Origin of the sequence: Nonomuraea sp. NPDC050663, from assembly GCF_044456985.1 — a bacterium.
GTDB lineage: Bacteria > Actinomycetota > Actinomycetes > Streptosporangiales > Streptosporangiaceae > Nonomuraea.
Genome location: NZ_JBITGL010000010.1, coordinates 1 through 23585 on the forward strand (window position 1 = coordinate 1; position 23585 = coordinate 23585).

Sequence of the window (23585 nt, forward strand, 5' to 3'; positions counted from 1 at the left end):
GGGGGGGGGGGGGGGGTGGGGGCCCCCCCCGGGGGCCGGGCCCCCCCCCCCGGGGGGGGGGGGGGGGGGGGGGGGGGGGGTGGGGGGGGGGGCCGGGGGGGGGGGGGGGGGGGGGGGGCCCCCCCCCCCCCCCCCCGCGACGGTGGTCGTCAGAGGCGGGGGTCGACCGGCTCCGATTCCAGGGCCAGGACGCCGAACACCGGCTCGTGGACGCGCCAGAGCGCCTCCCCGTCGGCCAGCCGCGACAGCGCCTCCAGGCCGAGAGCGTGCTCGCGCAGGGCGAGCGAGCGCTTCTTGCCGAGGAACCGCCGCCGCAGCAGGTCGAGCGACTCGGTGTAGTCGGGCCCGTAGATGATGCGGAGGTACTCCCGCCCGCGCACCTTGACGCCCGGCTGGATGCGCCCCGGGGTGTGTTCGGCGGGTTTGACCACCATGCCCTCCCCGCCTGCGGCCGTCATCGCCTCCCACCACGCGGTGGCCTCCTCGCGCGACTCCTGGGAGTCGAGCGAGACGAACAGGTGCCGCGTCTGGGCGATGAGCGGGTGGTCGAGCGTGCCCAGCGTGGACAGGTGCCAGGCGTGTGGCTCCAGCGCCGTGGCGCGCCCCTCGCAGGCCAGGATCTGGAACGGCGCGAGCCGTACGCCCTCGAGCCCGTCGACCGGCCAGCAGTAGCGTGCATATGCGGCGCGGAACAGGGCAGCGTTGGAGTCTCGGCGTCGGGTGCGGTCTATCAGCTCGCCCACATCCAGGCCGCGCCCGGCCGCCGTGGTGAGGGCCGACAGCGCCGCCGGGAGGGCGGTGCGCGAGGCGGCGCCCACCGAGGCGTACTGGGAGCGGATCAGCTCCATCGCCTTGGCCGACCACGGCAGCAGCTCGCAGTCGAGCATCACCCAGTCGGAGTCGAGCGCCTTCCACAGCGGCTCGCATGCCTCACGGAGCCGGTCGACGAGGGGTGCGAGGTCGGCGAAGAACGGCCTGCCCGTGCGGGTGAAAACCGAGCCGGTCGAGCCGTCGGTGATCCCGAAGCGGGCGGCGGCCACCTCCGGGGTCCTGGCCAGGACGGCGATCGCGCGCGAGCCCATGTGCTTCTCCTCGCACACGACCTCCCTCACGCCCGCTGCGGCGAACTCCTCGAACGCCTCGTGCGGGTGCTCCAGGTAGCCGTCGAGCTTGGACGTCTCCGGCGGGGCCATGGTGGGCGGCAGGTAGAGCAGCCAGCGCGGGTCGACCGCGAAGCGGCTCATGACCTCCAGGGCCGAGGCGGCGTTCTCCTCGGGGATCTTGACCCTGCTGAGGAAGCGGGTCTCGATGTGGCGGGTGCCCTGGACGTCGCCGATGTCGAGCGTGCCCGGGTCTCGGTAGCCGGGGGCGCTCAGGGGTTTGACCGATTCGTACCAGACCTGCTCGGCGGGGACGGAGACCAGTTCCTTCTCCGGGTAGCGCAGGGCCGTGAGGCTGCCGCCGAACACGGCGCCCGTGTCGAGGCAGATGGTGTTGTTGATCCAGGTCGGCTCGATCGTGGGGGTGTGGCCGTAGACGACCATCGCCCTGCCTCGGTACTCCTCCGCCCAGGGGTAGCGGATCGGCAGGCCGTACTCGTCGGTCTCGCCGGTCGTGTCGCCGTAGAGGGCGAAGCTGCGCACGCGGCCCGAGGCGCGGCCGTGGTAGGCCTCCTTGAGGCCCGCGTGCGCGACGACCAGGTTGCCGCCGTCGAGCTGGTAGTGGCTGAGCAGGCCGTCCATGAAGGTGCGGGCGCGCGCGACGAAAGTCTCGTCGGCGGCTGCCAGCTGGTCGAGGGACTCCTGGAGGCCGTGGGCGACCCTGACCTTGCGGCCGTTGAGTGCTCGGACGAGTTTCTGCTCGTGGTTTCCGGCGACGCAGATGGCGCGGCCGGCTTCGACCATGGACATGACGAGGCGCAGGACGCCGGGGGTGTCGGGGCCGCGGTCGACGAGGTCGCCGACGAAGACGGCGGTGCGACCGTCGGGGTGACGCGCATCGACCCAGCGCACCTCGGGGCGAGGGTGGTCTGCGGGCACCGGGGCGGAGGCGGGGGCGGGGCTGGAGACCGACGTGGTGGAGTCGGCCGCGGTGGGGTCGGCCGTGGCTGGGTGCCAGGTGCCGTTGATCTCGGTGCCCGGCTCCCAGCGGCCGTCGATCTCCCTGCCCGGCTGCCAGCCGAGCGTCGACAGCAGCGTCTGCAGCTCCGAGCGGCAGCCGTGGATGTCGCCGACGATGTCGAACGGTCCCGTCAGGTGCTTCTTGTTCGACCACGCCAGGTCGTAGCCGATCGTGGCCGACTCGATCTCGTCCAGGCCGTGCAGCACGTGGACCTTGCGGAAGCCGTCCCGGTTGATCTTGCTGAGCGAGCGTCGCAGGTCCTTGCGCTGGCGGATGACCACGCCTGCGCCGAAGTCGCGGTCGGGCCGGGACTCGTTGCGGGCGATCGCCACCTCCTCCGGCACGTCGAGGACGATGGCGTCGACCAGCACGTCATGCCGTTTGGCCAGGTCGATGAGGCTCTTGCGCGCGGAGTACTGGACGTTGGTGGCGTCGACGACGGTGAGCAGGCCGCGGCCGAGGCGGATGCCGACGATGTGGTGCAGCAGGTCGAAGGCCGCCGGGGTGGCCGCCTGGTCGTTCTCGTCGTCGGCGACCAGGCCGCGGCAGTAGTCGGAGGAGATGACCTGGGTCGGCTTGAAGTGCCTGGCGGCGAAGGTGGACTTGCCGCTGCCGGACACGCCGACCAGGACGACGAGCGAGAGCTCGGGAACACGTACCTCAGTCATCGGAGCCCTCCTTCGCCGGGCCAAGGGTGAAGATCGCCATCTGGGTGGGTGGACCCAGGTCGGGGTCCGGTTCGCCCACGGGGGCGTAGCGCACGCTGTAGCCGTACTGCGTGGCGGTCTGCTCGGCCCACGCGGCGAACTCCTGTCTGGTCCACTCGAAGCGGTGGTCGTTGTGGCGCAGGCCGGTGAGGAACTCGTAGCGCACGTTGTACTCGATGTTGGGGGTGGTGACGATGACGTGCTGCGGTTTGGCGTGGCCGAACACCACGCGCTCCAGTGCCGTCAGCCGAGGCGGGTCGACGTGTTCGACGACCTCCATGAGGACGGCCGCGTCGTAGCCGGTGAACCTCTTGTCGGTGTAGGTGAGGGCCGACTGGAAGAGGGTGAGCCTGGCGCGCTTGGCGTCGGGCATGCGGTCGAGCTTCAGCTTGCGGGCGGCGATGGTCAGGGCGAGGGGGGAGACGTCGGTGCCGGTGACCCGGGTGAAGCGGGGGCGGGAGAGCAGGGCGCCGACCAGTTCGCCGCCGCCGCAGCCGAGGTCGATGACGCTGGTGGCGCCGAGGTCGGCGAGGGTGGCCAGGACCGCCTCGCGGCGGAGGGTGTTGAGGGGGGTGGGCTTGCCCGAGGGCTCCTCGGCACGGTCTTCGTGCACGGGCTCCGAGGGCACGGCGCCGGGGCCAGCCGAGGGCCGAGCACCGGCACCGGCGTCACCCGAGGACCGAGCATCGGCCTCCGCCGAGGATCGGGCATCGGCGTCGGCGTCACCTGACGCAAGCGTCTCGCTCGCCAGCACCTCGTCCAGGGCCGTCTCCCCCGCGGCCGCCTCCTCGGCGACCGCCGGCTCCAGCGCCTCCTCCACCTCGTCGCCCAGCTCGGCGAGCCGCGCCAGCGCGGTCCTGGCGAGCGACGAGCGCCGCCCCAGGTATCGCCGGGTGATCAGCCCACGCTCGGGGTGCCCGGCCAGCCACCCCTCCCCGGCACGCACGAGCTTGTCGACCTCGTCGGGCGCGATCCAGTAGTGCTTGGAGTCGTCAAGCACCGGCAGCAGCACATACAGATGGTTGAGCGCGTCGGCCAGCCGCACGGAGCCGCGCAGCGTGAGCGTCACGTAGCGGGAGTCGCCCCACGAGGCGAAGGCGTCGTCGAGGGGCACGGCAGTGGCCTCCACCTCCCACCCCAGCGGCTCGAAGAGCCGGTGGGCCAGCTCGGGCCCGCCGCGGCACGGCAGCGCGGGCAGGGAGATCTCCAGCGGAAGAGCCTGAGCCGCCAGCTCCGGGCGGGCGTTGCAGCGCCCGGCCCGCGCGGTGCGGAAGACGTCGCCGAGCGCCACCGCCAGCAGCGAGGAGGCGGCGTAGGGCCGGTCGTTGACGTACTGCGACAGGCTGAAGTCGGGTGAGCCGTGGCTGCGCGTGCGGACCAGCCTGACCGGGTCGACCTCGAGCATCAGCGCCGCGGTGCAGCGTTGCTCGGAGGCCTCCGGGTAGAAGACCGTGGCCGTGCCGAACGCGTGGCTGAACTCCTGCACCCGGTCGGGATGCTTGTGCAGGAGAAAGCCCAGGTCGGTGGCAGGGGTCAGGGTGGTCGTGATCGTCAGCAACACGGGGAACAGTCTGCACGACCGGCCCGGAGGCGAGCCACCGCGTTTCTCCGGCTGTGGATAACCGGCTCCCAGGAACCCCGCCACAGCCGGAGAAAGCGCGGCATCACACCCGCGGAAGCACTTCCGCCGCGATGAGCTCCAAGTGCTCCAGATCCCCCAGATCGAGCACCTGCAGATACACCCGCGAAGCCCCGAGCTCGCCGAGCCGCCCGATCTTGTCGAGCACCTCCTCTGGCGTGCCCGCCAGCCCGTCGCGCCGCAGCGCCTCGGCGGTGTACCCGGTGGCCGCGGCCCGCCGTTCGACCTCGGCCTCGTCGCGCCCGACGGCCACGGTCTGCGCTGCCGAGTAGACGAGCGACCGCCCGGCAGCCGCCTGCCGTACCCGCTCGAAAGCCTCGCCGGTCACGTCGAGCGGCCTGAACGGCACGTTGTACTCGTCGGCGTGGGTCGCGGCCAGGCGCGGGGTGCGCGTGGAGCCGACGCCGCCGATGATGATCGGCGGCCCGGGCCGCTGCGCGGGCTTGGGCAGCGCGGGCGAGTCGACGAGCCGGTAGTGCACGCCGTCGTAGGAGAACGGCTTGTCGGCGGCCCACAGCCCCCTGATGATCTCCAGCTGCTCCTCGAACTTCGAGAAACGTTCGCCCAGCGGCGGGAAGGGGATGCCGTAGGCGGCGTGCTCGTCGTCGAACCAGCCGGTGCCGAGGCCCAGTTCCACGCGCCCGCCGCTCATCTGGTCGACGCCGGCGACGCTGATGGCCAGCGGGCCGGGCAGCCGGAAGGTGGCGGGGGTGACGAGGGTGCCGAGCCTGATGGTGGAGGTCTCGCGGGCCAGGCCCGCCAGGGTGATCCACGCGTCGGTGGAGCCGGGACCGGGGTCTCCGGCGCCGATCCGCTGGTAGTGGTCGGAACGGAAGAAGGCGTCGAATCCCAGCCGCTCCGAGGCCTGGGCGACTGTGAGCAGGTCGTCGTACGAAGCGCCCTGCTGGGGCTCGGTGAAGATCCTCAACTTCATGTTTTCACATTATCCGGGCGCATTGCGGCGATCACTTGCTAGGGTTCACCATCCATGCTCTCCGTAATCAATCCACCACGGGGGGTGGCGCATGTCGGAGCATCGTAGAGCGCCGGGCACCCTGCCCCGCTCCGTCTCCATCCTGGCCGCGCTGACGCTGGCGGCGGCTACGGGAACGGCCGTCTGGCTGCTCCCGACCACGGCGGCTCCCGAGCGCGAGCCTGAGGACTCGGCGCGGGCGGCCGACCGGCAGCCGGTGGCGGTCACCTCGACGCCCACGCCGTCGCAGCGCAGGGATCCGACCACGTTCGTCTCCTACGTCAACACCGCGCGCTCGCCCGATCTGAACCTGCCCGACCACGCGCAGCGCACGGGGGTGCGCTGGTACCTGCTGGGCCACATCGTCGCCGCCCCTGACGGCTGCTCGCCGAAGTGGAGCGGGCAGCTCGACCCGGCGGGCAATCCGGTCGCCAACCGCCTGACGCGGCTGCGTTCCGAGGGCGGCGACGCCCTGCTGGCCTTCGGCGGGCCGGGCGGGCGCGACCTGGCCGCGACCTGCCGCAAGCCGCTCCAGCTCGCCCAGGCCTACCGCGATGCCCTCGACGCCGTCGGGGCGACGCACGCCGACTTCGAGGCCGATGACGGCGATCCTGTCACGACGGCGCGCCGCGCCCGGGCGATCCGGCTCATGCAGCGGCAAAGACCCCTGCACGTGACCTTCAGCCTGCCCCTCGACAAGGCGGCAGCCGTACTGAAGGCCACCCACGACGCGGGCGCGGTGGTCGACACGGTCAACCTGCTGGCGCCGATCGAGCCGCAGACGGCCCCGGCGGGCCGCATGCAGCGGCTGGCCGAGGCCCTGCGTACGGCACAGCGCCAGATCGCCGTGTCGCAGCGCCTCACGGATCCCGCGACGGCCTGGCGACGCATGGCGGTGACGGCGGTGCTGGTCGCGCCCGGCGACATGAGCAGTCTCGACGCGCGCAAGCTCACGATTTTCGCCGCGCGTCACGGGCTCGCGTGGTTGTCGTTGCGCGGTGCCGTACCGGCGACGGCCGTGACGGGGATTCTGCGGCGGACCCGCAGCTGACGGGTAGGATAAGTCCGACAACAGGCGGACTTAGGAGGGCATGAGGTGGCAGCACGCCCGCACGTGGCGCGCAGGATCCTCGTGTACTGGATGGACGCGGTGATCGCCTTCGTCGCGATCGCCTCCCTCATCAACCTCCTCACGCTCCTGGCGCTGAAGCAGGTCACCCCCGCCCAGGCACTGGTCGCGGGTGTGCTCCAGCTGCTCGTCTACGCGGGCTTCCCCTGGACACTCAGGGCCGCCTTCGACAACAAGCCCGCGCCCGTCGCCCTGCTCGCCCTGATGACCGCGGCGTCCCTGGCGGTGACACTGCTGTTCCCCGCCGACGGGTACGGCGCGGCGTCCTGGGACATCCTGCCGTGGTTCATGCTCAGCGCCGTCGGGCTGTTCCTCAGGCTGCGCGTGACGCTGGCGATCGGGGCCGTCATGGTCGGCCTGTTCACCGTCGTCATGCACCTGCGCACCGGCGAGGCCTGGTGGTGGTTGCTGACGCTCAGCACGATCATGGCCGTCGTCATGGTGTACGGGATGTGGCTGTGGTTGTGGCTCTGGCGCACCATCCGCGAGGCCTACGAGAGCAAGGAGGCCAAGGCCAGCCTGGCCGTGGCCGAGGAACGCCTGCGCTTCTCGCGGGACCTGCACGACCTGCTCGGGCGTAGCCTCGTCCTGCTGTCGCTGCGCAGCGAGCTGGCCGCCAAGCTCGGCTCGGCCGAGGAGATGCTCCAGGTGCACCGCCTGGCCGGCGAGGCGCTCAGCCAGCTGCACGTCACCGCGACCGGCCTGAGCGCGCTGGACCTGGAGGAGGAGCTCGACCAGGCCCGCGCCGCGCTGGCGGGCGTGGGCGCCGACTGCCTGGTCCAAGCCCGTACGGCGGAGCTGCCCGCGGCCTCGCGCGCCCTGCTCGCCTGGGTGGTGCGCGAGGGCACCACCAACATCCTCAAGCACAGCAGCGCCACCCGCTGCCACATCCGGCTCGACGCCGGGCGCCTGGAGATCCGCAACGACGGCGTACGGCACGCGGCGCAGGCGGGCGGCAGCGGGCTGCACGGCCTGGCCGAGCGCATCTCCGTGGCCGGCGGCTCCCTGGACGCCCATCCCGTGGGACGCGACGAGTTCCTGCTGACGGCGACGGTGCCCGCATGATCCGCCGCAAGGCCGGCCGCCTCGACAAGATCCGCTGGCTGATGGCCTACTCCTACGACTTCCTCATGCTCGCCGCTTTCCTGGGCATCGCGCAGCTGGTCGTGATGACGGGCGAGGGTTACCCCCTGGCGCTCGCCGTGGCGGGCTCGGTGCTCTGCGTGGTCCTGTTCGCGCTGGGCACGCGCCCCTTCCGCATCATGATGGCGGGAGGGCGGCGACCCACGCTCCTCCTGACGGTCTCCGGTGTGATCGCCCTGGCGTTGTCGGCGACGGCCGTGTTCGTGGCGGCCCCGATGTGGCTGGCGATGCTGGCGCCCTTCGTCCGCAGACGGACCACCGTCCTCGCCTCCGCCGGCGTCGTGGCCGCGTCGGGCGTGGCCATGGCGCTGCTCGCGCCCGAGTTCGCTCTGCAGGCCATGCTGGTCATGCTCATGCTCGTGGTGTTCTTCGTCGGCGCCACGATCGCCAACCAGGCGCTGTGGAAGGTCGCCCTCGAGGCCCACGACGGCGAGGAGGCCAAGGCCAGGCTGGCGGTGTCGGAGGAGCGGCTGCGGCTGGCCAAGGACCTGAACGCGCTGCTCGGCCAGAGCCTGGCCGAGATCTCGGCCACCAGCCTCGTCGCCGCCGAGAACCCCGACAGGGAGGCGGCCAGGCAGGAGATGTTCGAGGTGCGCGACCGGGCCAGGAGCTCGCTCAAGCAGGTGCGCGAGACGGTGCAGAACTACCGCGCCCTGGACCTGGACGAGACCCTGTCCAGCGTGCGTGCCGTACTGGAGGCGGCGGACGTGGTGTGCATCGTGCGCGCCTCGACGGCGGATCTGTCGCCGCAGAGCCGTACGCTGCTGGCCACGGCCGTGCGCGAGGGCGCCACGACCATCCTGCAGCAGGGCACCGTGAAGAGGTGCGTCATCACGATCGAAGGTGGAGTCCTGGAGATGTCGAACGACGGCAGCACCTGGCAGGGCCTCGAAGCGCTGGCCGCCCGGGTGAGCGCGGCCGGCGGCACCGTCAGCGCCGAGCCCGGCCTGTTCAGAGCGACGGTGCCGGCGTGATCCGGGTCCTGCTCGCCGACGACGAGCACCTCATCCGCGGCGCCATCGCCGCCCTGCTCGACCTCGAGGACGGCATCAAGGTCGTCGCCCAGGTGGGCCGGGGCGACGAGGTGGTCGCCGCGGTCGCCGAGCACACGCCCGACGTCGCGGTGCTCGACATCGAGATGCCCGGCATGGACGGTCTGACCGCCGCCGAGCGCATCAGCGGCCAGGCCAAGATCGTGATCCTGACCAGCCTGGGCCGCCCCGGCTACCTGCGCCGCGCCATGGCCGCCGGGGTCAGCGGCTTCCTCGGCAAGGACGCCTCGGCCGAAGAGCTGGCCATGGCCATCCGCAAGGTGCACGGCGGCGGGCGCTACCTCGACGCCGACCTGGCCGCCGCCGCCATGACGGCGGGCGACAGCCCGCTGACCGACCGCGAGACCGACGCGCTGCGCATGGCCGGCGACGGCGCGGCCATCGCCAAGATCGCCGCGGAGCTGCACCTGACCGAGGGCACGGTGCGCAACTACCTGTCGAGCGCGATGACCAAGCTCAACGCCCAGAACCGGCTCGAGGCCATCCGTACGGCCCAGCGGATGGGCTGGCTCTGAGGCGACATACCGACGACATACCCATGGATTGCTACCTTCGCCTCATTCGGGACAATTCCGACCCGAATTGAGGAGAATCTCCCAGCGGAGGAGCAGTTCATGCGCATCAAGTCCCTGTTCTCCATGGCGTCGGTCACCGTGATCGCCGCCACCGCCACCATCAGCCTGGCCGCCCCCGCGCACGCGGCCTGCGGTTCAGGCGACTACGCGGCCGTCTCCAAGACCTCGGGCATCGGCGGCGGGCTGAGCCTCAGGATCACCTACACCTACGCCACCTGCACCGCGAAGGCCTCCGTCATCAACTCCAACAAGTACGGCCTGAAGAACGCCGGCATCAAGCTCTACCGGCGGGCGGCCACCAAGTGCGACCCGAATGCCGCCAACGGCAGCCGGGTCATCAACTGGTACGGCGACATCGCCGCGAACTCGACCAAGACGATCTCCACGGTCGTCTCCCCGAAGGCCTGCTTCCGCATCTACCTCACCGACGGCAGCAGCAACACCGTCGGCTCGATCGACAAGTACGTGCCGTACTAGGCGGCGACGAGCAGCGCCACGCACTCCACGTGATGCGTCATCGGGAACGCGTCGAACGCCCGCAGGTCCGCCAGCGCGTACCCTCGCTCGTCGAACCACGCCAGGTCGCGCGCCAGCGTCGCCGGGTCGCATGACACGTACACCACCCGTGAGGCCCGCAGCCCCGCGATCCGGTCGACGACCTCGCGTCCGAGCCCCGAGCGTGGCGGGTCGACCACGACCAGGTCGGCCCGCTCGATGTCGAACCGGTCGAGCGCCTCCTCGACCCTGCCCCGCTCGACCTGGGCCTGGGGCAGGTCGCGGAGGTTGCGCCTGGCGTCTCGGACGGCGGTGGCGTCGGTCTCGATGCCGAGCACGGCGCCGTCGGGGCCCACGGCTTCGGCGAGCGAGGCGGTGAACAGGCCGACGCCGCAGTACAGGTCGAGCGCCCACTCCCCCGGCTCCGGCGCGCCGTACGTCATGACGGCGTCGAGCAGGGTCTCGGCGGCGCCCGGGTGGACCTGCCAGAAGCCGCTGCCGGTCACCTGGAACTCGCGGTCGTCGACCCGTTCGTGCAGCAGGCCCGAGCCGTGGCGGGGTTCGGTGCGGCCCTTGCCCTGGTCGACGAGGATGGAGGCGTCGAGCGCGGGCACCGCGACCGTGCGGCGCGGCTTGGGGCGGACGACGACGGCGTGTTCGCCGCCCGAGGCGGCGATGACCTCGACGCCGGCGGCGCCCCTGAAGGTGTGGGCCAGGACGCCGACCGCCTCGACCTCGGGGTGGGCGATCAGGCAGGCGTCGATCGGCTCGACGTCGTGGGAGCGGTGCCTGCGCAGGCCGAGCGTGCCGTCTGGCCGGGCGGCGAACTGCACGCGGGTGCGCCAGCCGAGGCCGTCGGGCGCGCCGGGCACCTCCTCGACCAGGACCTTCCTGGTGATGCCCGCGAGGCGTTGCAGCTGCTCCTCCACCACGGCGGCCTTGAGGTCGCGCTGGGCGGGCAGGGAGGCGTGCTGCCAGTCGCAGCCGCCGCAGCGGCCGGGCCCGGCGAAGGGGCAGGGCGGCACGACGCGGTCGGGTGAGGCGTCGAGGATCTCGACGGCGTCCGCGCGCAGGAAGCGGGTGGTCTCCTCGGTGATCTTGGCGATGACCCGCTCACCGGGAAGCGCGTGCCGTACGAAGACGACCCGTCCGTCGTGGCGCGCCACGCACCAGCCGCCGTGGGCGACCGGGCCGACGGTCAGTTCGAGATCCATCGTTCCAGCTTAGGGCTTGGGAGCACGCCGTACGGCCCCGGGGGCGAAGGGCTCGCGGCGTCCGCGCAGGCGGTCGGAGGAGTGCAGCTGCCATGGCACGCTGATGACCATGACGCCCGGCTTGAACAGCAGGCGGGCCTTCAGCCGCAGGGCGCTCTGGTTGTGGAGCAGGTGTTCCCACCAGTGGCCGACCACGTATTCGGGGATGTAGACGGCCACCACGTCGCGGGGCGAACGTTTGCGCAGGTTCTTGACGTAGTCGAGGATCGGCTGGGTGATCTCGCGGTAAGGCGAGTCGAGTGTCTTGAGCGGCACCGGGATCCCCAGCCTGTCCCATTCGGCGCTCAGCTCGCTGGAGCCCTCGGAGTTGACGGTGACGGCCTCCAGCACCGAGGGCCGGGCGGCGCGGGCGTAGGCCAGGGCGCGCATGGTCGGCTTGTGGACCTTCGACACGAGCACGATGGCGTGGGTGCGCGAGGGCAGCATGGCCGGGTCGTAGTCGTCGTCGAGCTGCAGCTCCTTGGCGACGTTGTCGTAGTGGTGCCTGATGCCCTTCATCATCAGGAAGAGCACCGGCATCGCCAGGCAGACGATCCAGGCGCCGACCATGAACTTGGTGAGCAGCACGACGGCCAGCACCACGCCGGTCATGACGGCGCCGAAGGCGTTGATCACCCGCGAGCGCTGCATCTGGAAGCGCACGCGCGGGTCGGTCTCGGTCTTCAGGTGGCGCGTCCAGTGCAGCACCATGCCGGTCTGGCTGAGCGTGAAGGACACGAACACGCCCACGATGTACAGGTTCAGCAGCTTCGACACGTCCGCTTGGAAGCCCCACAGCAGCAGGCAGGCCGCGGCGGCCAGGATGATGATGCCGTTGGAGAAGGCCAGCCGGTCGCCGCGCGTGTGGAGCTGGCGCGGGAGGAAGCGGTCCTGCGCCAGGATCGAGCCGAGCACGGGGAAGCCGTTGAAGGCGGTGTTGGCGGCCAGGAACAGGATGAGCGCCGTCACGACGGAGATGATCACGAACAGCAGGGAGCCGCCGCCGAAGACGGCGTCGGCCACCTGGGAGATGATCGGCTGCTGGTAGTAGCCGGGTCCGGCGAGCTGCCCGTCGATCAGCACGTCCTGCGCCGGATGCTCGGAGACCTTCACCCCCGACACCAGGCCGAGCGAGATGATGCCGCCGAACATGGTGACCGCGACCAGGCCCATCATGAGCAGCGTGGTGGCGGCGTTCTTCGACTTGGGCTTGCGGAAGGCGGGCACGCCGTTGCTGATCGCCTCGACACCGGTCAGGGCCGCGCAGCCGGAGGAGAAGGCGCGCAGGATCAGGAAGGCGGCGGCGAACGAGGTCAGGTTCGTCTGCTCGGCGATGATGTCGTAGTCGGCGGTCGGCGCGCGCAGCTCTTCGCCGAGCGCGAGGTACTTGAAGGCGCCCCAGCCGACCATGCCGAGAACCGCGATCATGAAGGCGTAGGTCGGGATGGCGAAGGCCACGCCGGATTCGCGGATGCCGCGCAGGTTGACCACGGTGAGCAGGACGACGATGACGATGGCGACGGTCGGCTTGTGCTCGGCGACGTACGGGATGGTCGCGCCCACGTAGTCGACGCCGTTGGCGACCGACACCGCGACGGTGAGCACGTAGTCGACCATCAGCGCGCTGGCCACCGTGAGGCCGGCGTTCTGCCCGAGGTTGACGGTGGCCACCTCGTAGTCGCCGCCGCCGCTGGGGTAGGCGTGCACGTTCTGCCGGTAGGAGGCCACCACCGTCAGCATGACCACGACCACCGCGATCGCGACGAACGGGCTGTAGTGGTAGAACGCGACGCCGGCAAGCGACAGGATGACCAGGATCTCCTGCGGCGCGTACGCCACGGAGGAGAGTGCGTCACTGGCGAAGACGGGCAACGCGATACGTTTGGGGAGCAGCTGCTCGTGAAGCTGCCCACTCCGGAGGGCGCGCCCGACGAGCACGCGCTTCACAAGGTCGGTTACCTTCGCCACGTAACCAGATGCTATTACGCTGAGTGAGAGGCAACCCGGTTGGGGATCATATGCACGTCGTGATTATGGGATGCGGGCGCGTCGGGTCGACCATCGCCCACATCCTCGAGGACAACGGCCACTCGGTCGCGATCATCGATCGGGATCCTCAGGCCTTTCGCCGCCTGCGCGCGGGTTTCCGCGGCCGCAGGGTCACCGGCATCGGCTTCGACCGCCAGGTGCTGCAGGAGGCCGGCATCGAGTCGGCTGCCGCCTACGTGGCGGTCAGCAGCGGCGACAACTCCAACATCATCTCCGCGCGTGTCGCGCGCGAGACCTTCGGCGTCGACAACGTCGTGGCGCGCATCTACGACCCCCGCCGCGCCGAGGTCTACCAGCGCCTGGGCATCCCCACGGTGGCCACCGTGCGCTGGACCGCCGACCAGATCCTGCGCCGCATCCTGCCCGAGGGCGCCGAGCCGCTCTGGCGCGACCCGACCGGCCAGGTCATCCTCGCCGAGGTCGCGGTCAACCCGGCCTGGATCGGGACGAAGGTGACCGACGTGGAGGACGCGGCGGGCGCCCGCGTGGCCTTCCTCAACCGCATGGGCGAGGCGCTGGTCACCAAGAACGACACCGTGGTCCAGGAGGGCGACGTCCTGCACGTGATCGCCGACGAGAACGACATGGACCGGATCAACAAGGTGCTGGTCGCCGTACCCGAGGAGAGTCACTGATGCGCGTCGCGATCGCCGGTGCGGGGGCCGTCGGGCGCTCCATCGCCGCCGAACTCCTGGAGAACGGCCACGAGGTCCTGCTCATCGACATCGACCCCAAGGCCATCAAGATCGACACGGTGCCGCGCGCCGAATGGCTGCTCGCCGACGCGTGCGAGATCTCCTCGCTCGACGAGGCCGGGCTGTCGTCGTGCCACGTCGTCGTCGCCTCCTCGGGCGACGACAAGGTCAACCTCGTCGTGTCTCTGCTGGCCAAGACCGAGTACGGCGTGCCGCGCGTGGTGGCGCGCATCAACCACCCGTCGAACGAGTGGCTGTTCAACGAGTCGTGGGGCGTCGACGTCGCCGTGTCGACCCCGCGCCTGCTCAGCGCCCTCGTCGAGGAGGCCGTCTCCGTCGGCGACCTGGTGCGGCTGATGACCTTCCGCCAGGGCCAGGCCAACCTCGTCGAGCTCACCCTGCCCGAGGACGCCCCCGTCGTCGGCCAGCGCGCCGGCTCGGTGCCGTGGCCGACCGACTCGGCCCTCGTGGCCATCCTGCGCGAGGGACGCGTGCTCGTGCCGTCGGCCGACGATCCGCTGGAGGCCGGGGACGAGCTGCTGTTCGTCGCCTCCCAGGAGGTCGAGGAGGAGCTCGGGCAGCTGCTCGCCCCGCACTAGGGCACCTGGGCTCCGGCGGAAGTACGGCGGGCGGCCCAGATCATCCACAGCGCGGTCAGGAACCACGAGATCGCCACCACCTCGGGCTTGAGGTGGTTGGCCTGGGCCATGGCCGCCAGGGCGAAGCCCACGGCACCCGTGCCGAGGGCCGCCGCCGGGGGCCGCGCGATCGTCCACGCCCTCGCCGCCACCGCGCCCGACCAGGCGGCCAGGAGGATGAAGGTGGTGGGGGTGGTGGGCTGCGCGCCCAGCCAGTCGGTGACGGCCGCCTGCAGGGCCACCAGCGGGAGCAGGCGCAGGGCCCACTCGGCCACGCGGTTGCCCGACAGCAGGTCGCCGCGCACGCACAGCGCCACCAGGGTGAGGCCGGCGGCCATGACGGCGGTGGCCAGGAGGGGGCTGAAGGCGGTGGTGTCGATGGACAGCTGCCGCAGGAGGCGGGGCAGGCTGTAGCCGGCCAGGCCCGCGAGCGTGAGCGCCGCACCGACGCCCGTCAGCGGGGCACGCCACGCGGCGGTGTCGCGCGGGGTGAGCTCGTCGTGCTCCACGTCGGCGCCCAGGTGGTGGGTGAAGGGCTCGGCGTCCATCTGATGGGCGCGCACCTCACGAGCCACGTGCCCGGGACCGGCGTCGGCCTGGCGGGCGCGCACCTCAGAAGCGCCTGTAGCCCCCTGCGGCGCCACTGAAGCGCCCGTAGCTCCCGAAGCGCCCGTAGCCCCCGACGATGTCCCCGTAAGCCCCGGAGCGGCCGAAGCCCCCGTAGCCCTCGTTGCGCCCGTAGCCCCCGACGATGTCCCCGGTGTCCGGAACCACCCTGACGACGAAGCTCCCAGCCCGCCCCGGGCCTCCGCCTCGTCCGCGAGCCGTACGAGGTCGGCCAGCGCCCTTGACCCCGTCACCTCCGGATGCCCCCCGGCGCGCACCAGCGCAGCGCGGGCGGTGCTGAAGTCCATGCGCTCCCCCGGGTCCTTGGCCATCAGCCCCGCGATGACCCCCCGCAGCCGGTCGGCACGTTCCATGGGCCGCGGCTCGGACATCAGGATCGACGCCAGCACCGCCACCGGCGTGGGCCCGCGGTAGGGAGGGTCGCCCTCGACGGCGGTGTACAGGGTCGCCCCCAGCGCCCACAGGTCGGAGGCGGCCGTGGCGGGCCGTCCTTCGAGCCGCTCCGGCGCCATGAAGGCGGGCGAGCCCAGCAGCATCCCGGTGCCGGTGATGGTGGGCGAGTCGGCGACGTGGGCGACGCCGAAGTCGGTGAGCACGACGCCGCCGTCGTCGAGGAGCAGCACGTTGCCGGGTTTGACGTCGCGGTGGGTGATGCCGACGGCGTGGGCGGCGTGGAGGGCGTCGAGGAGTTTGACGCCGATCTCGACGGCGACGTCCTCGGTGAGCGGCCCCCACCGGTCGACGACCTCGTGCAGGGATTCGGCGGGCAGCAGCTCCATGACGATCCAGGGCGAACCCTCGTGCATCACCACGTCGTGGATGGTGATGACGCCGGGGTGGCGCAGCCTGGCCGCGGAGCGGGCCTCGCGCAGGACGCGGGTGAAGGCCTGCTCGCGTTCCTTGGCGGCCACCCAGTCGGGCAGCAGGACCTGCTTGAGGGCGACGGCCCGGTCGAGCACCTCGTCGTGGGCGCTCCAGACCACGCCCATGCCACCCCGCCCGAGCTCCTCGGCCAGCCGGTAGCGGCCGCCGACGGAGGGAGGGGTGGATTCGGGCACGTGGCGAGCGTACCCGCTAGGCGGCGGGGCTGCTCACGGGAGTGCGGCCGCGCGCGAGCACCCAGCCCATCGCGGCGAAGGAGGCGATCTGGAGCGGCCAGCCCATGGCGTACTTGAGTCCGAGCTGGGCGACGACCCATTCCTGGGACAGCAGGCCCATCTTGATCGCGGCGTAGAGCGGCACCTGTACGGCGAGGCGGACCAGGTTGGGCGCCATGAGCAGCCAGGTGAGCTTGGTGCACAGCTTGACGATGCCGGGGTCCTTGCGCCAGCTGAGGGGATCCTCGGCCATGGTGCCGACGAGGAAGCCCATGACGGGCCAGCGCGTGATGATCGAGATGAACATCACCACCGCGTAGGCGGCGTTGATGATGAGGCCTGGCAGCGCGATGTCGGCGGCGTTGCCGCTCTTGGCCACGAAGACGGCCGCGATGGCGATGCCGAAGGCGCTGTTGAGGACGAACTGCACGGTCGAGCGCTGCAGCACCCGGACGATGAGGAGCGCCACCACGACCGCGCCGCTGATGTAGAGGGAGAGCTTGAGCTCTTCGGTGATCAGCCAGGCGACGGTGAAGGTGATGGTCGGGATGGCGGCCTCGATGACGCCTCGTTTGCCGCCCAGGGCCTTGCCCAGCTGGCGGCGGACGGCGGCCTCGACGGTCTCGACCGCCTCCGGCTCGGCCGCGGGACTCACGCGCTCTTCTTCTCCGGGCGCGTTCGCCTCGGCGCGAGTTTCGCTCATGTAGCTCCTCCGGGGCGCAGTTCGTAGCGCGGGTTGAACATCACCTTGCGGCCGTCCTGCACGCTCACCAGGCCCTCCGCTTTCACGATCCGTCCTGGCTCGATGCCCGCGATCTTGCGGCGCCCGAGCCAGACCAGGTCGATGACGTCGGAACCATCGTAGAGCTCAGCTTCCAGAGCGGGGGCCCCGCCACGAGGACGCAGCGTCACCGTCCGCAGAGTTCCGGCGACGCAGAAGCGCCGGCGGTTGCTGCACGAAACGATGGGGGTCGCCCCGGTGTTCTCTGCGTCCTCACGCAGCTCCTGCGCCTCCAGCTCGGACTGGCTCGAGGCCAGGCGGTTGAAGAAGGCGCGGAGACCGCGTTTCGGAGGCTCTGCCGTACTCGTCATGATGACTCAGCTTAAGCGAAGTTTTGTCAACGGATTTCGCTGATTTCCGGACCTCGCCTGAACGGATCAAGGCCAGGCTCGTCTTCCTCGGCCTGCGCGGCGCGTTCGTTGGGCCTGCGCAGCGGGATCGTCTCCTCCTTGGCCATCGGCTCCTGGCCGCGGACCACGACGACGTCGCGCAGATACGCCTCGAACGGCTCGGCCAGGCTCTCGTCGGTCGCGGCGGGACCGCTGACGACGGCCATCAGCAGCCAGCGCGGCCCCTCGACGCCGATGTGCCTGGTGGCCCTGGTCTGCCCCTCGGCCTGGACCTGGCCGGCGATCTCGGTGCCGAACGGGCCGTCACGGTGCTCGGCGGAGGTCAGCTGACCGGCGATCTTGGTCTTGACCTCCTCCCACAGCCCGCCCGACTTGGGCGCGGCCAGCGCCTGCAGCTGCAGCGAGCTGTCGCCCTGGACGGCGATGACGCCGACCAGCTGGTCGCCCATGACGGCCAGGCGCAGCTCGAAGTCGCCGGACGGCGGTACGCGCAACCCTCCCAGGTCGATGCGCTCGGTGGCCGGATGCGGCTCGTCGGAGTCCCACGGACCCGATGCGCGCATCTCGGCGACCTCGGCCGAGGCCTCTTGCGTCTGCTCCCGCCTGCGGCGTCGGAACACTGTCGTTCACTCCCTCACTAGCGTCCGGTGGACCCGTGCCCACCGGTACCGCGTGCCGAACCGGGAAGCGCCTCCACCTCGGCGAAGACCACCCGCTCGACCTTCTGGACGACGAGCTGGGCGATGCGGTCGCCGCGGCCGAGCCGTACGGGCTCCTTGGCGTCGGTGTTCAGCAGGATGACCATGATCTCGCCCCGGTAGCCCGCGTCGATCGTGCCCGGGGCGTTCACGACGGTGATCCCGTGCTTGGCCGCCAGGCCGGAGCGCGGGTGCACGAAGGCGGCGTAGCCGTCGGGCAGGGCGATCGACAGGCCCGTGCGCACGATGGCGCGCTCGCCCGGCTGCAGTTCGACGTCTTCCGCCGTGTGCAGGTCGGCGCCGGCGTCGCCCGGGTGGGAATACGACGGCAGGGGCAGCTCGGGGTCGAGCCGCTGGATCAACACCTCAATGCTCACGGATTCACCTCGAAGTCGTGGTGCTCGGCGGCGATGGCGGCCACGTCACCGTGTTTGGCGAAATGGTCCATCCGCACTTCGATGAACAACGCCGCCGCGCTGACGGCGACCGGGCCGTCGGGACCGCCGATGCGCCCCTCTGCCTCAAGGTACGCCTTTCTGCCGGAGATTCCGGTGCACCAGGCGCGCAAGTGGAGTGTCGTCCCCACGGGGACCGGCATCCTGAAGTCGGTCTCGAGGCGCCCGGTGACGTAGGGGCGCTGGAAGAGCCAGATCGACATGCCGATGACCTCGTCCATCGCCGCCGCCAGCACGCCGCCGTGGGCCAGTCCTGGCGCGCCCTGGTGGGCCTCGCCGACCACGAACTCGGCCTCCACGCTGGAGCCGTCGGTGGTGCGGGCGTTCAGGTGCAGCCCGGTCGGGTGGTCGGTGCCGCAGCCGAAGCACTTGCTGTAGTGGGATCCGAGCGCGGTCGGCTCCGTCAGGAGCGGCCGGGGAGCCTCGGCGTCCGGTGGCGGGGTGGTGAGGGAAGAGCGGGTCACGACGGACGAGGTTACTCCTCCGGCACGACCTTCTTCTCCGGGGTTGCCGCTACCTCCGGAGGTGGTGGCAGAGCTGGTGGTTCGTGCCTCAGCTCGGGAAGTGCCCGATAGATCACCGCGGCGATGGGGACGGCCACGGCGGCGCCGGCGATGCCCGCCAGGATGCCGCCGACGGCCAGCACGAGGATGATGGCCAGCGGGTGGAAGTTGAGCGCCCTGCCGACGATCAGGGGCTGGAGCACGTGGTTCTCCAGCTGCTGCTCGACGATCAGGATGATCAGGAAGACCAGCGCCTTCCACGGCTCCGTCGAGCCGAGCGTGACCAGCGTGGCCACGGTGCCGGCGAAGAAGATGCCGACGATGGGGATGAAGCTGGACAGGAAGATCAGCACCGCCAGCGGCGCCCACAGCGGCACGCCGAGGCCGGCCAGGACGACGCCCATCACGAAGCCGTGCACGGCCGAGACGACGACGGTGCCCTGCACGTAGTGGGAGATCGTCACCCAGGCGACCTTGCCGGCCCGGTCGACGCGCGGCGCCATGCCGCCGAAGGCCTTGAGGAACCACGACCAGATGCGGTCGCCGTCCTTGAGCAGGAAGAAGGTGACGAACAGCAGCAGCACGATCGAGGCCAGCACCTCGATGGCGACCTGGCCGGCCGCCAGCGCGGTGCCGGCGATCGCCTGGCCCTGGTTGTTGAGCTCGGTGACGAGTGTCTGGAACCACTCGGTGATCTGCGTCTCCTGCAGGTGCAGGGGCCCCGTCTTGAGCCAGCCGCGGACGTTCTCGACCGTTTTGCTGACCTGCTCGGCCAGGCGCGGGAACTCGTCGCTGGCGCGGGCTCCGACCAGCCAGCCGGTGCCGCCGATCACCGCGAGCGCGACCAGCATGGTCAGCCACGTGGCGTAGATGGGCCGCAGCCCCATGCCGCGCAGCCAGCTGGTCAGGGGGTAGAGCAGCGCGGTCAGCAGCAGGGCGATGGCCACCGGCAGGGCCACGAAGCTGAGCCTGGCCACGACCTGCGAGAAGAAGTAGACGACGACGCCGACCACGATCACGCAGGCGCACCACGCCGCCGCTCTGGCGAGCGTGGGTGGGACGAGCTTCATCGGTCGGTCGGGACGCACGTGTTCAAGACTGTCACGTGATCGACCCTGGCGCGCACGGTTATCCCGTCGGCTGAAGATCGGACCACGTCCCGGGGGCCGGCGCGGGCGACCTCACAGATCGGGCCTGGGCAACCTCACGTCCGCGTGGCACCGTCGTGGATGTGCGGACGATTATTCTGGTCTCTACGCTGCTGTTCGGCTTACCCACCGCCTCCCACGGCGGTTCCGTCGGCCTGGAGGTGCTCTCCAGCGCCCCCGACCAGGTCACCGGCGGCGACGCGCTCATCTCGGTCGAGCGCGGGCCGCGACTGAAGGTCACCCGCAACGGCGAGGACGTCACCGCCCTGTTCGCGGACTCCGGCACCGCCCTGGTCGACGGGCTCCGGGTCGGGGAGAACACGATCACCGCCACGAACGGGCGGGCCCGGACATCGTTGCGGCTGGTCAACCACCCGATCGGCGGGCCGGTCTTCTCGGGGCCGCAGCAGTACCCCTTCGTCTGCAAGACCGAGCGCAGCGGCCTCGGCCCGCCCGTCGTGGACAACCAGGACGGCCAGGGCTACCGCGTCGAGGGAGGCTGGAGCCGCGACTGCTTCGCGCCCCGCGTCACCGACCGGCTCTACCGCTCGACCGGCGGCCAGTTCAAGCCGATGCCCGACGCCAGGCCCGACGACATGTCGCAGACCACCCTGCTCGACGGCACCACGGTCGACTTCGTCGTCACCCGCGAGCGCGGCGTGATCAACCGCTTCATCTACTCGCTCGCCGTCCTGGAGGGCCACTGGAACAAGCGGGCGATCTACCGCTTCGACGGCGGCGTGGCGATCGGCCACGACCAGGGCACGCTCGGCGGCAGCGCGCTCGACCCGTACGGCCTGGGCAAGGGCTACGCGATCCTGCACTCCTCGGGCACCCGCACCTCCACGCACTACAACCTGATCCTCGGCGGCGAGACGGCGCTGATGGTCAAGGAGCGTTTCGTCGAGCTGTACGGCAGGCCGCTGTACACCGTCGGCGTGGGCGGCAGCGGCGGCGGCATCCAGCAGTACATCTACGGCCAGAACCACGGCAGCCGGATCATCGACGCGGCCATCCCGCAGTACTCCTATCCCGACATGGTCACCCAGACCATCCACGTCGGCGACTGCGAGCTGCTCGAACGCTACATGGACCAGCACCCCGACAGGTGGGCGCGGTGGGACGAGCGCACCGCGCTCATCGGGTTGAACGCCTCCGACACCGTCGCCAACCCCTACACGGGCAGGCCCGGCTCGACCGAGTGCGTGAAGGGCTGGCGCGGCCTGACGCCGCTGTCCATGAACCCGAAGTGGACCGACGACAACGATCCCGAGTGGGCGCGCATGGACCCGCCGGGCGTCAAGGACACCGTGCACTGGACCCACTGGGAGGACGTCAAGAACGTCTACGGCGTCGGCCCCGACGGTTACGCCCGTTCCACCTGGGACAACGTGGGCGTGCAGTACGGGCTCGGGGCGCTCACCGACGGCGTGATCACTCCGGCGGAGTTCCTGGACCTCAACGCCACGGTCGGCTCCTGGAAGGAGGCGCGTGACATGGTCCAGGAGGGCTGTCCCTTCGTGCCGAGCGCCTGCCCTGCCGACTTCGACCCGTGGAGCGCACGCAACGCCCACCAGGGCGATCCGGCGCCCCGCCGTACCGGGGATCCCGCGGCCATCCGCAACGTGCAGCGCAGCGGGCTGGTGTTCAGGGGCGACATCGACATCCCGATCATCGACTGGCGCCACTACCTGGAGGAGGAGCTGGACATGCACAACAGCCACCAGTCCTTCGCCTCGCGTCAGCGCATGCTCAACCACGACCGCGACGCCCGCAACCAGGTGATCTGGTTCACCAACGGCCCCGCTCGCTTCGACCAGACGCCGGAGGCGCTGCAGGTGATCGACGAGTGGATGGCCAGCATCAGGGCCAACCCGCGCCGCGGCGTGGCGGGCAACAAGCCGGCGCTGGCCGTGGACCGCTGCTTCACCACCGAGGGCGCGCAGATCGCCGCCGGTCCCGACGTGTGGAACGGCATCCTGGACAGGCGCTCGCCAGGCGCCTGCACGCAGGCCTTCCCGCTCTACTCGACGTCCCGCATCGTGGCGGGCGGCCCGATCGAGGGCGGCGTCTACGCGTGCAAGCGCCAGCCGGTCGAGCGGGCCGTCGCCAGGGGGCTGTACGGCTCCTGGCGGCCGTCGGCCGCGGAGCGGGCGCGGCTGAAGCAGATCTTCCCTACTGGGGTGTGTGATTACTGACGGGCAGTTCACGCATGGTGCGCATGGGTGAGGTGTAGATCCACAGGAAGGAGAGCGTCGCTCCGGCGGCGCAGATCCACAGGGTGTTCCGCACCCCGATCACCTCGCCCAGCACACCGCCGATAATGCCGCCGATCGGCATCGTGCCCCAGACGAGGAAGCGCATGGTGGCGTTCATCCTGCCCAGCAGGGGCTCGGGGGTGATCGCCTGGCGGAAGCTGAGCTGGGTGACGTTGTAGAGGACCACGCCCAGGCCGAACATGAACTCCTGGACGACCACCAGACCCAGCCGCCAGTCGGCCTCGACGATCGGCAGCAGGAAGCCGAAGGGGGCGCTCAGGGCGGTCGACATCCAGATCGCCGGGCCCTGGCCGACCTTGGCGGCGAACTTGGAGGCCACCGCGGCGCCGACGAGCCCGCCCAGGCCGCCGACGGCGGTCAGCAGGCCGATCACGCCCGCGGTCAGCTCCAGGTCCCTGGCAAGCAGCAGGATGATCATCGGGTTGGCCATGGACCAGAACAGGTTGAAGGTGCCGGTGGAGCCCGCGATCCTGCGCAGCAGCCGGTGCCCGAGCACGAACCGCAGGCCCTCCATGATCTCCCGGCCCAGGTGGCGGTCGGCCGCCCGGGGCTGGCGCTGCTCGCGCTTGCGGATCGTGCCCAGGCACAACGCCGACCACGCGAAGCCGACGACCGTGGTGAGCAGGGCGAAGGGCGCGGTGAGCCACTGGATCAGCCATCCGCTCACGGGCGGGCCGCCCAGCTGGGAGACCGTGCGCACGACCTCCAGCGCCGAGTTGCCCCTGACCAGGCTGTCCCTGTCGAGGAGGTAGGGCAGGTAGCTCTGGTAGGCCACGTCGAAGAAGACCGTGAACAAACCCATGATCACGGCCACGGCGTAGAGGTGGCCCATCGTCAGCACGTCGAACCACCACGCGAGCGGCACGCTGGCCAGGGTCAGCGCGCGTCCCCAGTCGGCCACGATCATCACGTTGCGCTTGCGCTGCCGGTCGACGATCGCCCCGGCGGGCAGGCCGATCAGCAGGAAGGCGGCCGTCTGCAGCGCGGCCAGCAGGCCGACCTCGAACTCGGAGGCGTTCAGCGACTGGACGGCGGCCAGGGGAATGGCGAGCACCAGCACCTGGGTGCCCAGCTGGCTGGCGGTGTCCGCCAGAAAAAGTCCGCGAAAATCACGATCCTTAAGGATGCTCACGACACGAACGATCCCGGACCGGTTGGGAAATGTCAATCAGTCGCGG

Annotated in this window: 21 protein-coding genes; 8 read left to right on the top strand and 13 right to left on the bottom strand. The window is 71.0% G+C overall.

From position 1 onward, the window contains the following. Window positions 1–149: 149 nt before the first annotated feature. The 3 genes from ACIBH1_RS28995 to ACIBH1_RS29005 form a co-directional block, all read right to left on the bottom strand. A complete protein-coding gene (locus tag ACIBH1_RS28995) occupies window positions 150–2789 on the bottom strand; it encodes a polynucleotide kinase-phosphatase (protein WP_397317117.1) in 2640 nt (879 codons plus the stop codon). Continuing rightward, complete coding sequence (locus tag ACIBH1_RS29000) at window positions 2782–4389, bottom strand: 3' terminal RNA ribose 2'-O-methyltransferase Hen1 (protein WP_397317118.1); 1608 nt, start codon at window positions 4387–4389, stop codon at window positions 2782–2784. The genes ACIBH1_RS28995 and ACIBH1_RS29000 overlap by 8 nt, the downstream gene beginning before the upstream one ends. Before the next feature lie 103 nt (window positions 4390–4492). Further along, a complete protein-coding gene (locus ACIBH1_RS29005) occupies window positions 4493–5401 on the bottom strand; it encodes an LLM class F420-dependent oxidoreductase (protein ID WP_397317119.1) in 909 nt (302 codons plus the stop codon). 91 nt (window positions 5402–5492) lie between these two features. Between ACIBH1_RS29005 and ACIBH1_RS29010 the strand changes: the two genes are divergently transcribed. The 5 genes from ACIBH1_RS29010 to ACIBH1_RS29030 all read left to right on the top strand — a co-directional run bounded on the left by ACIBH1_RS29010 (window position 5493) and on the right by ACIBH1_RS29030 (window position 9816). Then, on the top strand, window positions 5493–6491 hold the full coding sequence (locus ACIBH1_RS29010; RefSeq protein WP_397317120.1) for a hypothetical protein: 999 nt from the start codon (window positions 5493–5495) through the stop codon (window positions 6489–6491). A 45-nt stretch (window positions 6492–6536) separates the two neighbouring features. Then, window positions 6537–7634: a sensor histidine kinase gene (locus ACIBH1_RS29015; RefSeq protein ID WP_397317121.1), complete on the top strand. Its 1098-nt coding sequence runs from the start codon at window positions 6537–6539 to the stop codon at window positions 7632–7634. Then, complete coding sequence (locus ACIBH1_RS29020; protein ID WP_397317122.1) at window positions 7631–8686, top strand: sensor histidine kinase; 1056 nt, start codon at window positions 7631–7633, stop codon at window positions 8684–8686. The genes ACIBH1_RS29015 and ACIBH1_RS29020 overlap by 4 nt, the downstream gene beginning before the upstream one ends. After that, a complete protein-coding gene (locus ACIBH1_RS29025) occupies window positions 8683–9279 on the top strand; it encodes a DNA-binding response regulator (protein WP_397317123.1) in 597 nt (198 codons plus the stop codon). The genes ACIBH1_RS29020 and ACIBH1_RS29025 overlap by 4 nt, the downstream gene beginning before the upstream one ends. A 99-nt stretch (window positions 9280–9378) precedes the next feature. After that, the gene (locus ACIBH1_RS29030) at window positions 9379–9816 is read left to right on the top strand and encodes a hypothetical protein (RefSeq protein ID WP_397317124.1); all 438 of its coding nucleotides are present in this window, start codon (window positions 9379–9381) and stop codon (window positions 9814–9816) included. Here ACIBH1_RS29030 and ACIBH1_RS29035 read toward each other — a convergent pair. Next, the gene (locus ACIBH1_RS29035) at window positions 9813–11048 is read right to left on the bottom strand and encodes a class I SAM-dependent RNA methyltransferase (RefSeq protein ID WP_397317125.1); all 1236 of its coding nucleotides are present in this window, start codon (window positions 11046–11048) and stop codon (window positions 9813–9815) included. The genes ACIBH1_RS29030 and ACIBH1_RS29035 overlap by 4 nt on opposite strands. Window positions 11049–11057: 9 nt before the next feature. Then, a complete protein-coding gene (locus tag ACIBH1_RS29040) occupies window positions 11058–13055 on the bottom strand; it encodes an APC family permease (RefSeq protein ID WP_397317126.1) in 1998 nt (665 codons plus the stop codon). 50 nt (window positions 13056–13105) lie between these two features. Between ACIBH1_RS29040 and ACIBH1_RS29045 the strand changes: the two genes are divergently transcribed. Continuing rightward, complete coding sequence (locus ACIBH1_RS29045) at window positions 13106–13771, top strand: potassium channel family protein (RefSeq protein ID WP_397317127.1); 666 nt, start codon at window positions 13106–13108, stop codon at window positions 13769–13771. Then, window positions 13771–14430 (top strand): TrkA family potassium uptake protein, encoded by a 660-nt coding sequence (locus ACIBH1_RS29050; RefSeq protein ID WP_181613204.1) that lies wholly within the window; start codon window positions 13771–13773, stop codon window positions 14428–14430. Before ACIBH1_RS29045 ends, ACIBH1_RS29050 begins: the two co-directional genes overlap by 1 nt. Here ACIBH1_RS29050 and ACIBH1_RS29055 read toward each other — a convergent pair. The 7 genes from ACIBH1_RS29055 to ACIBH1_RS29085 are packed head-to-tail and all read right to left on the bottom strand — an operon-like array spanning window position 14427 to window position 20068. Beyond that, window positions 14427–16154, bottom strand: a complete 1728-nt coding sequence (locus tag ACIBH1_RS29055) for a serine/threonine-protein kinase (RefSeq protein WP_397317128.1) — start codon at window positions 16152–16154, stop codon at window positions 14427–14429. The genes ACIBH1_RS29050 and ACIBH1_RS29055 overlap by 4 nt on opposite strands. Before the next feature lie 16 nt (window positions 16155–16170). After that, window positions 16171–16896, bottom strand: a complete 726-nt coding sequence (locus ACIBH1_RS29060) for a DUF3159 domain-containing protein (protein WP_397317129.1) — start codon at window positions 16894–16896, stop codon at window positions 16171–16173. After that, window positions 16893–17285 (bottom strand): OB-fold nucleic acid binding domain-containing protein, encoded by a 393-nt coding sequence (locus ACIBH1_RS29065; protein ID WP_181613201.1) that lies wholly within the window; start codon window positions 17283–17285, stop codon window positions 16893–16895. The genes ACIBH1_RS29060 and ACIBH1_RS29065 overlap by 4 nt, the downstream gene beginning before the upstream one ends. A gap of 26 nt (window positions 17286–17311) precedes the next feature. Further along, window positions 17312–17944 carry a DUF3710 domain-containing protein gene (locus tag ACIBH1_RS29070; protein ID WP_397317130.1) on the bottom strand — a complete coding sequence of 211 codons (633 nt, stop codon included), beginning with the start codon at window positions 17942–17944 and terminating at the stop codon, window positions 17312–17314. 17 nt (window positions 17945–17961) lie between these two features. After that, complete coding sequence (dut, locus tag ACIBH1_RS29075; RefSeq protein WP_181613200.1) at window positions 17962–18399, bottom strand: dUTP diphosphatase; 438 nt, start codon at window positions 18397–18399, stop codon at window positions 17962–17964. Continuing rightward, the gene (locus ACIBH1_RS29080; protein ID WP_397317131.1) at window positions 18396–18941 is read right to left on the bottom strand and encodes a PaaI family thioesterase; all 546 of its coding nucleotides are present in this window, start codon (window positions 18939–18941) and stop codon (window positions 18396–18398) included. Before ACIBH1_RS29080 ends, dut begins: the two co-directional genes overlap by 4 nt. Before the next feature lie 11 nt (window positions 18942–18952). Further along, a complete protein-coding gene (locus ACIBH1_RS29085; protein ID WP_397317132.1) occupies window positions 18953–20068 on the bottom strand; it encodes an AI-2E family transporter in 1116 nt (371 codons plus the stop codon). 143 nt (window positions 20069–20211) lie between these two features. On the opposite strand from ACIBH1_RS29085, the gene ACIBH1_RS29090 reads away from it, so the two are divergent. After that, window positions 20212–22326 (top strand): DUF6351 family protein, encoded by a 2115-nt coding sequence (locus ACIBH1_RS29090; RefSeq protein ID WP_397317133.1) that lies wholly within the window; start codon window positions 20212–20214, stop codon window positions 22324–22326. On the opposite strand, the gene ACIBH1_RS29095 is transcribed toward ACIBH1_RS29090, so the two are convergent. Further along, on the bottom strand, window positions 22304–23539 hold the full coding sequence (locus tag ACIBH1_RS29095) for an MFS transporter (RefSeq protein WP_397317134.1): 1236 nt from the start codon (window positions 23537–23539) through the stop codon (window positions 22304–22306). The two genes, ACIBH1_RS29090 and ACIBH1_RS29095, sit on opposite strands and share 23 nt — an antisense overlap. Window positions 23540–23585 lie beyond the last annotated feature (46 nt).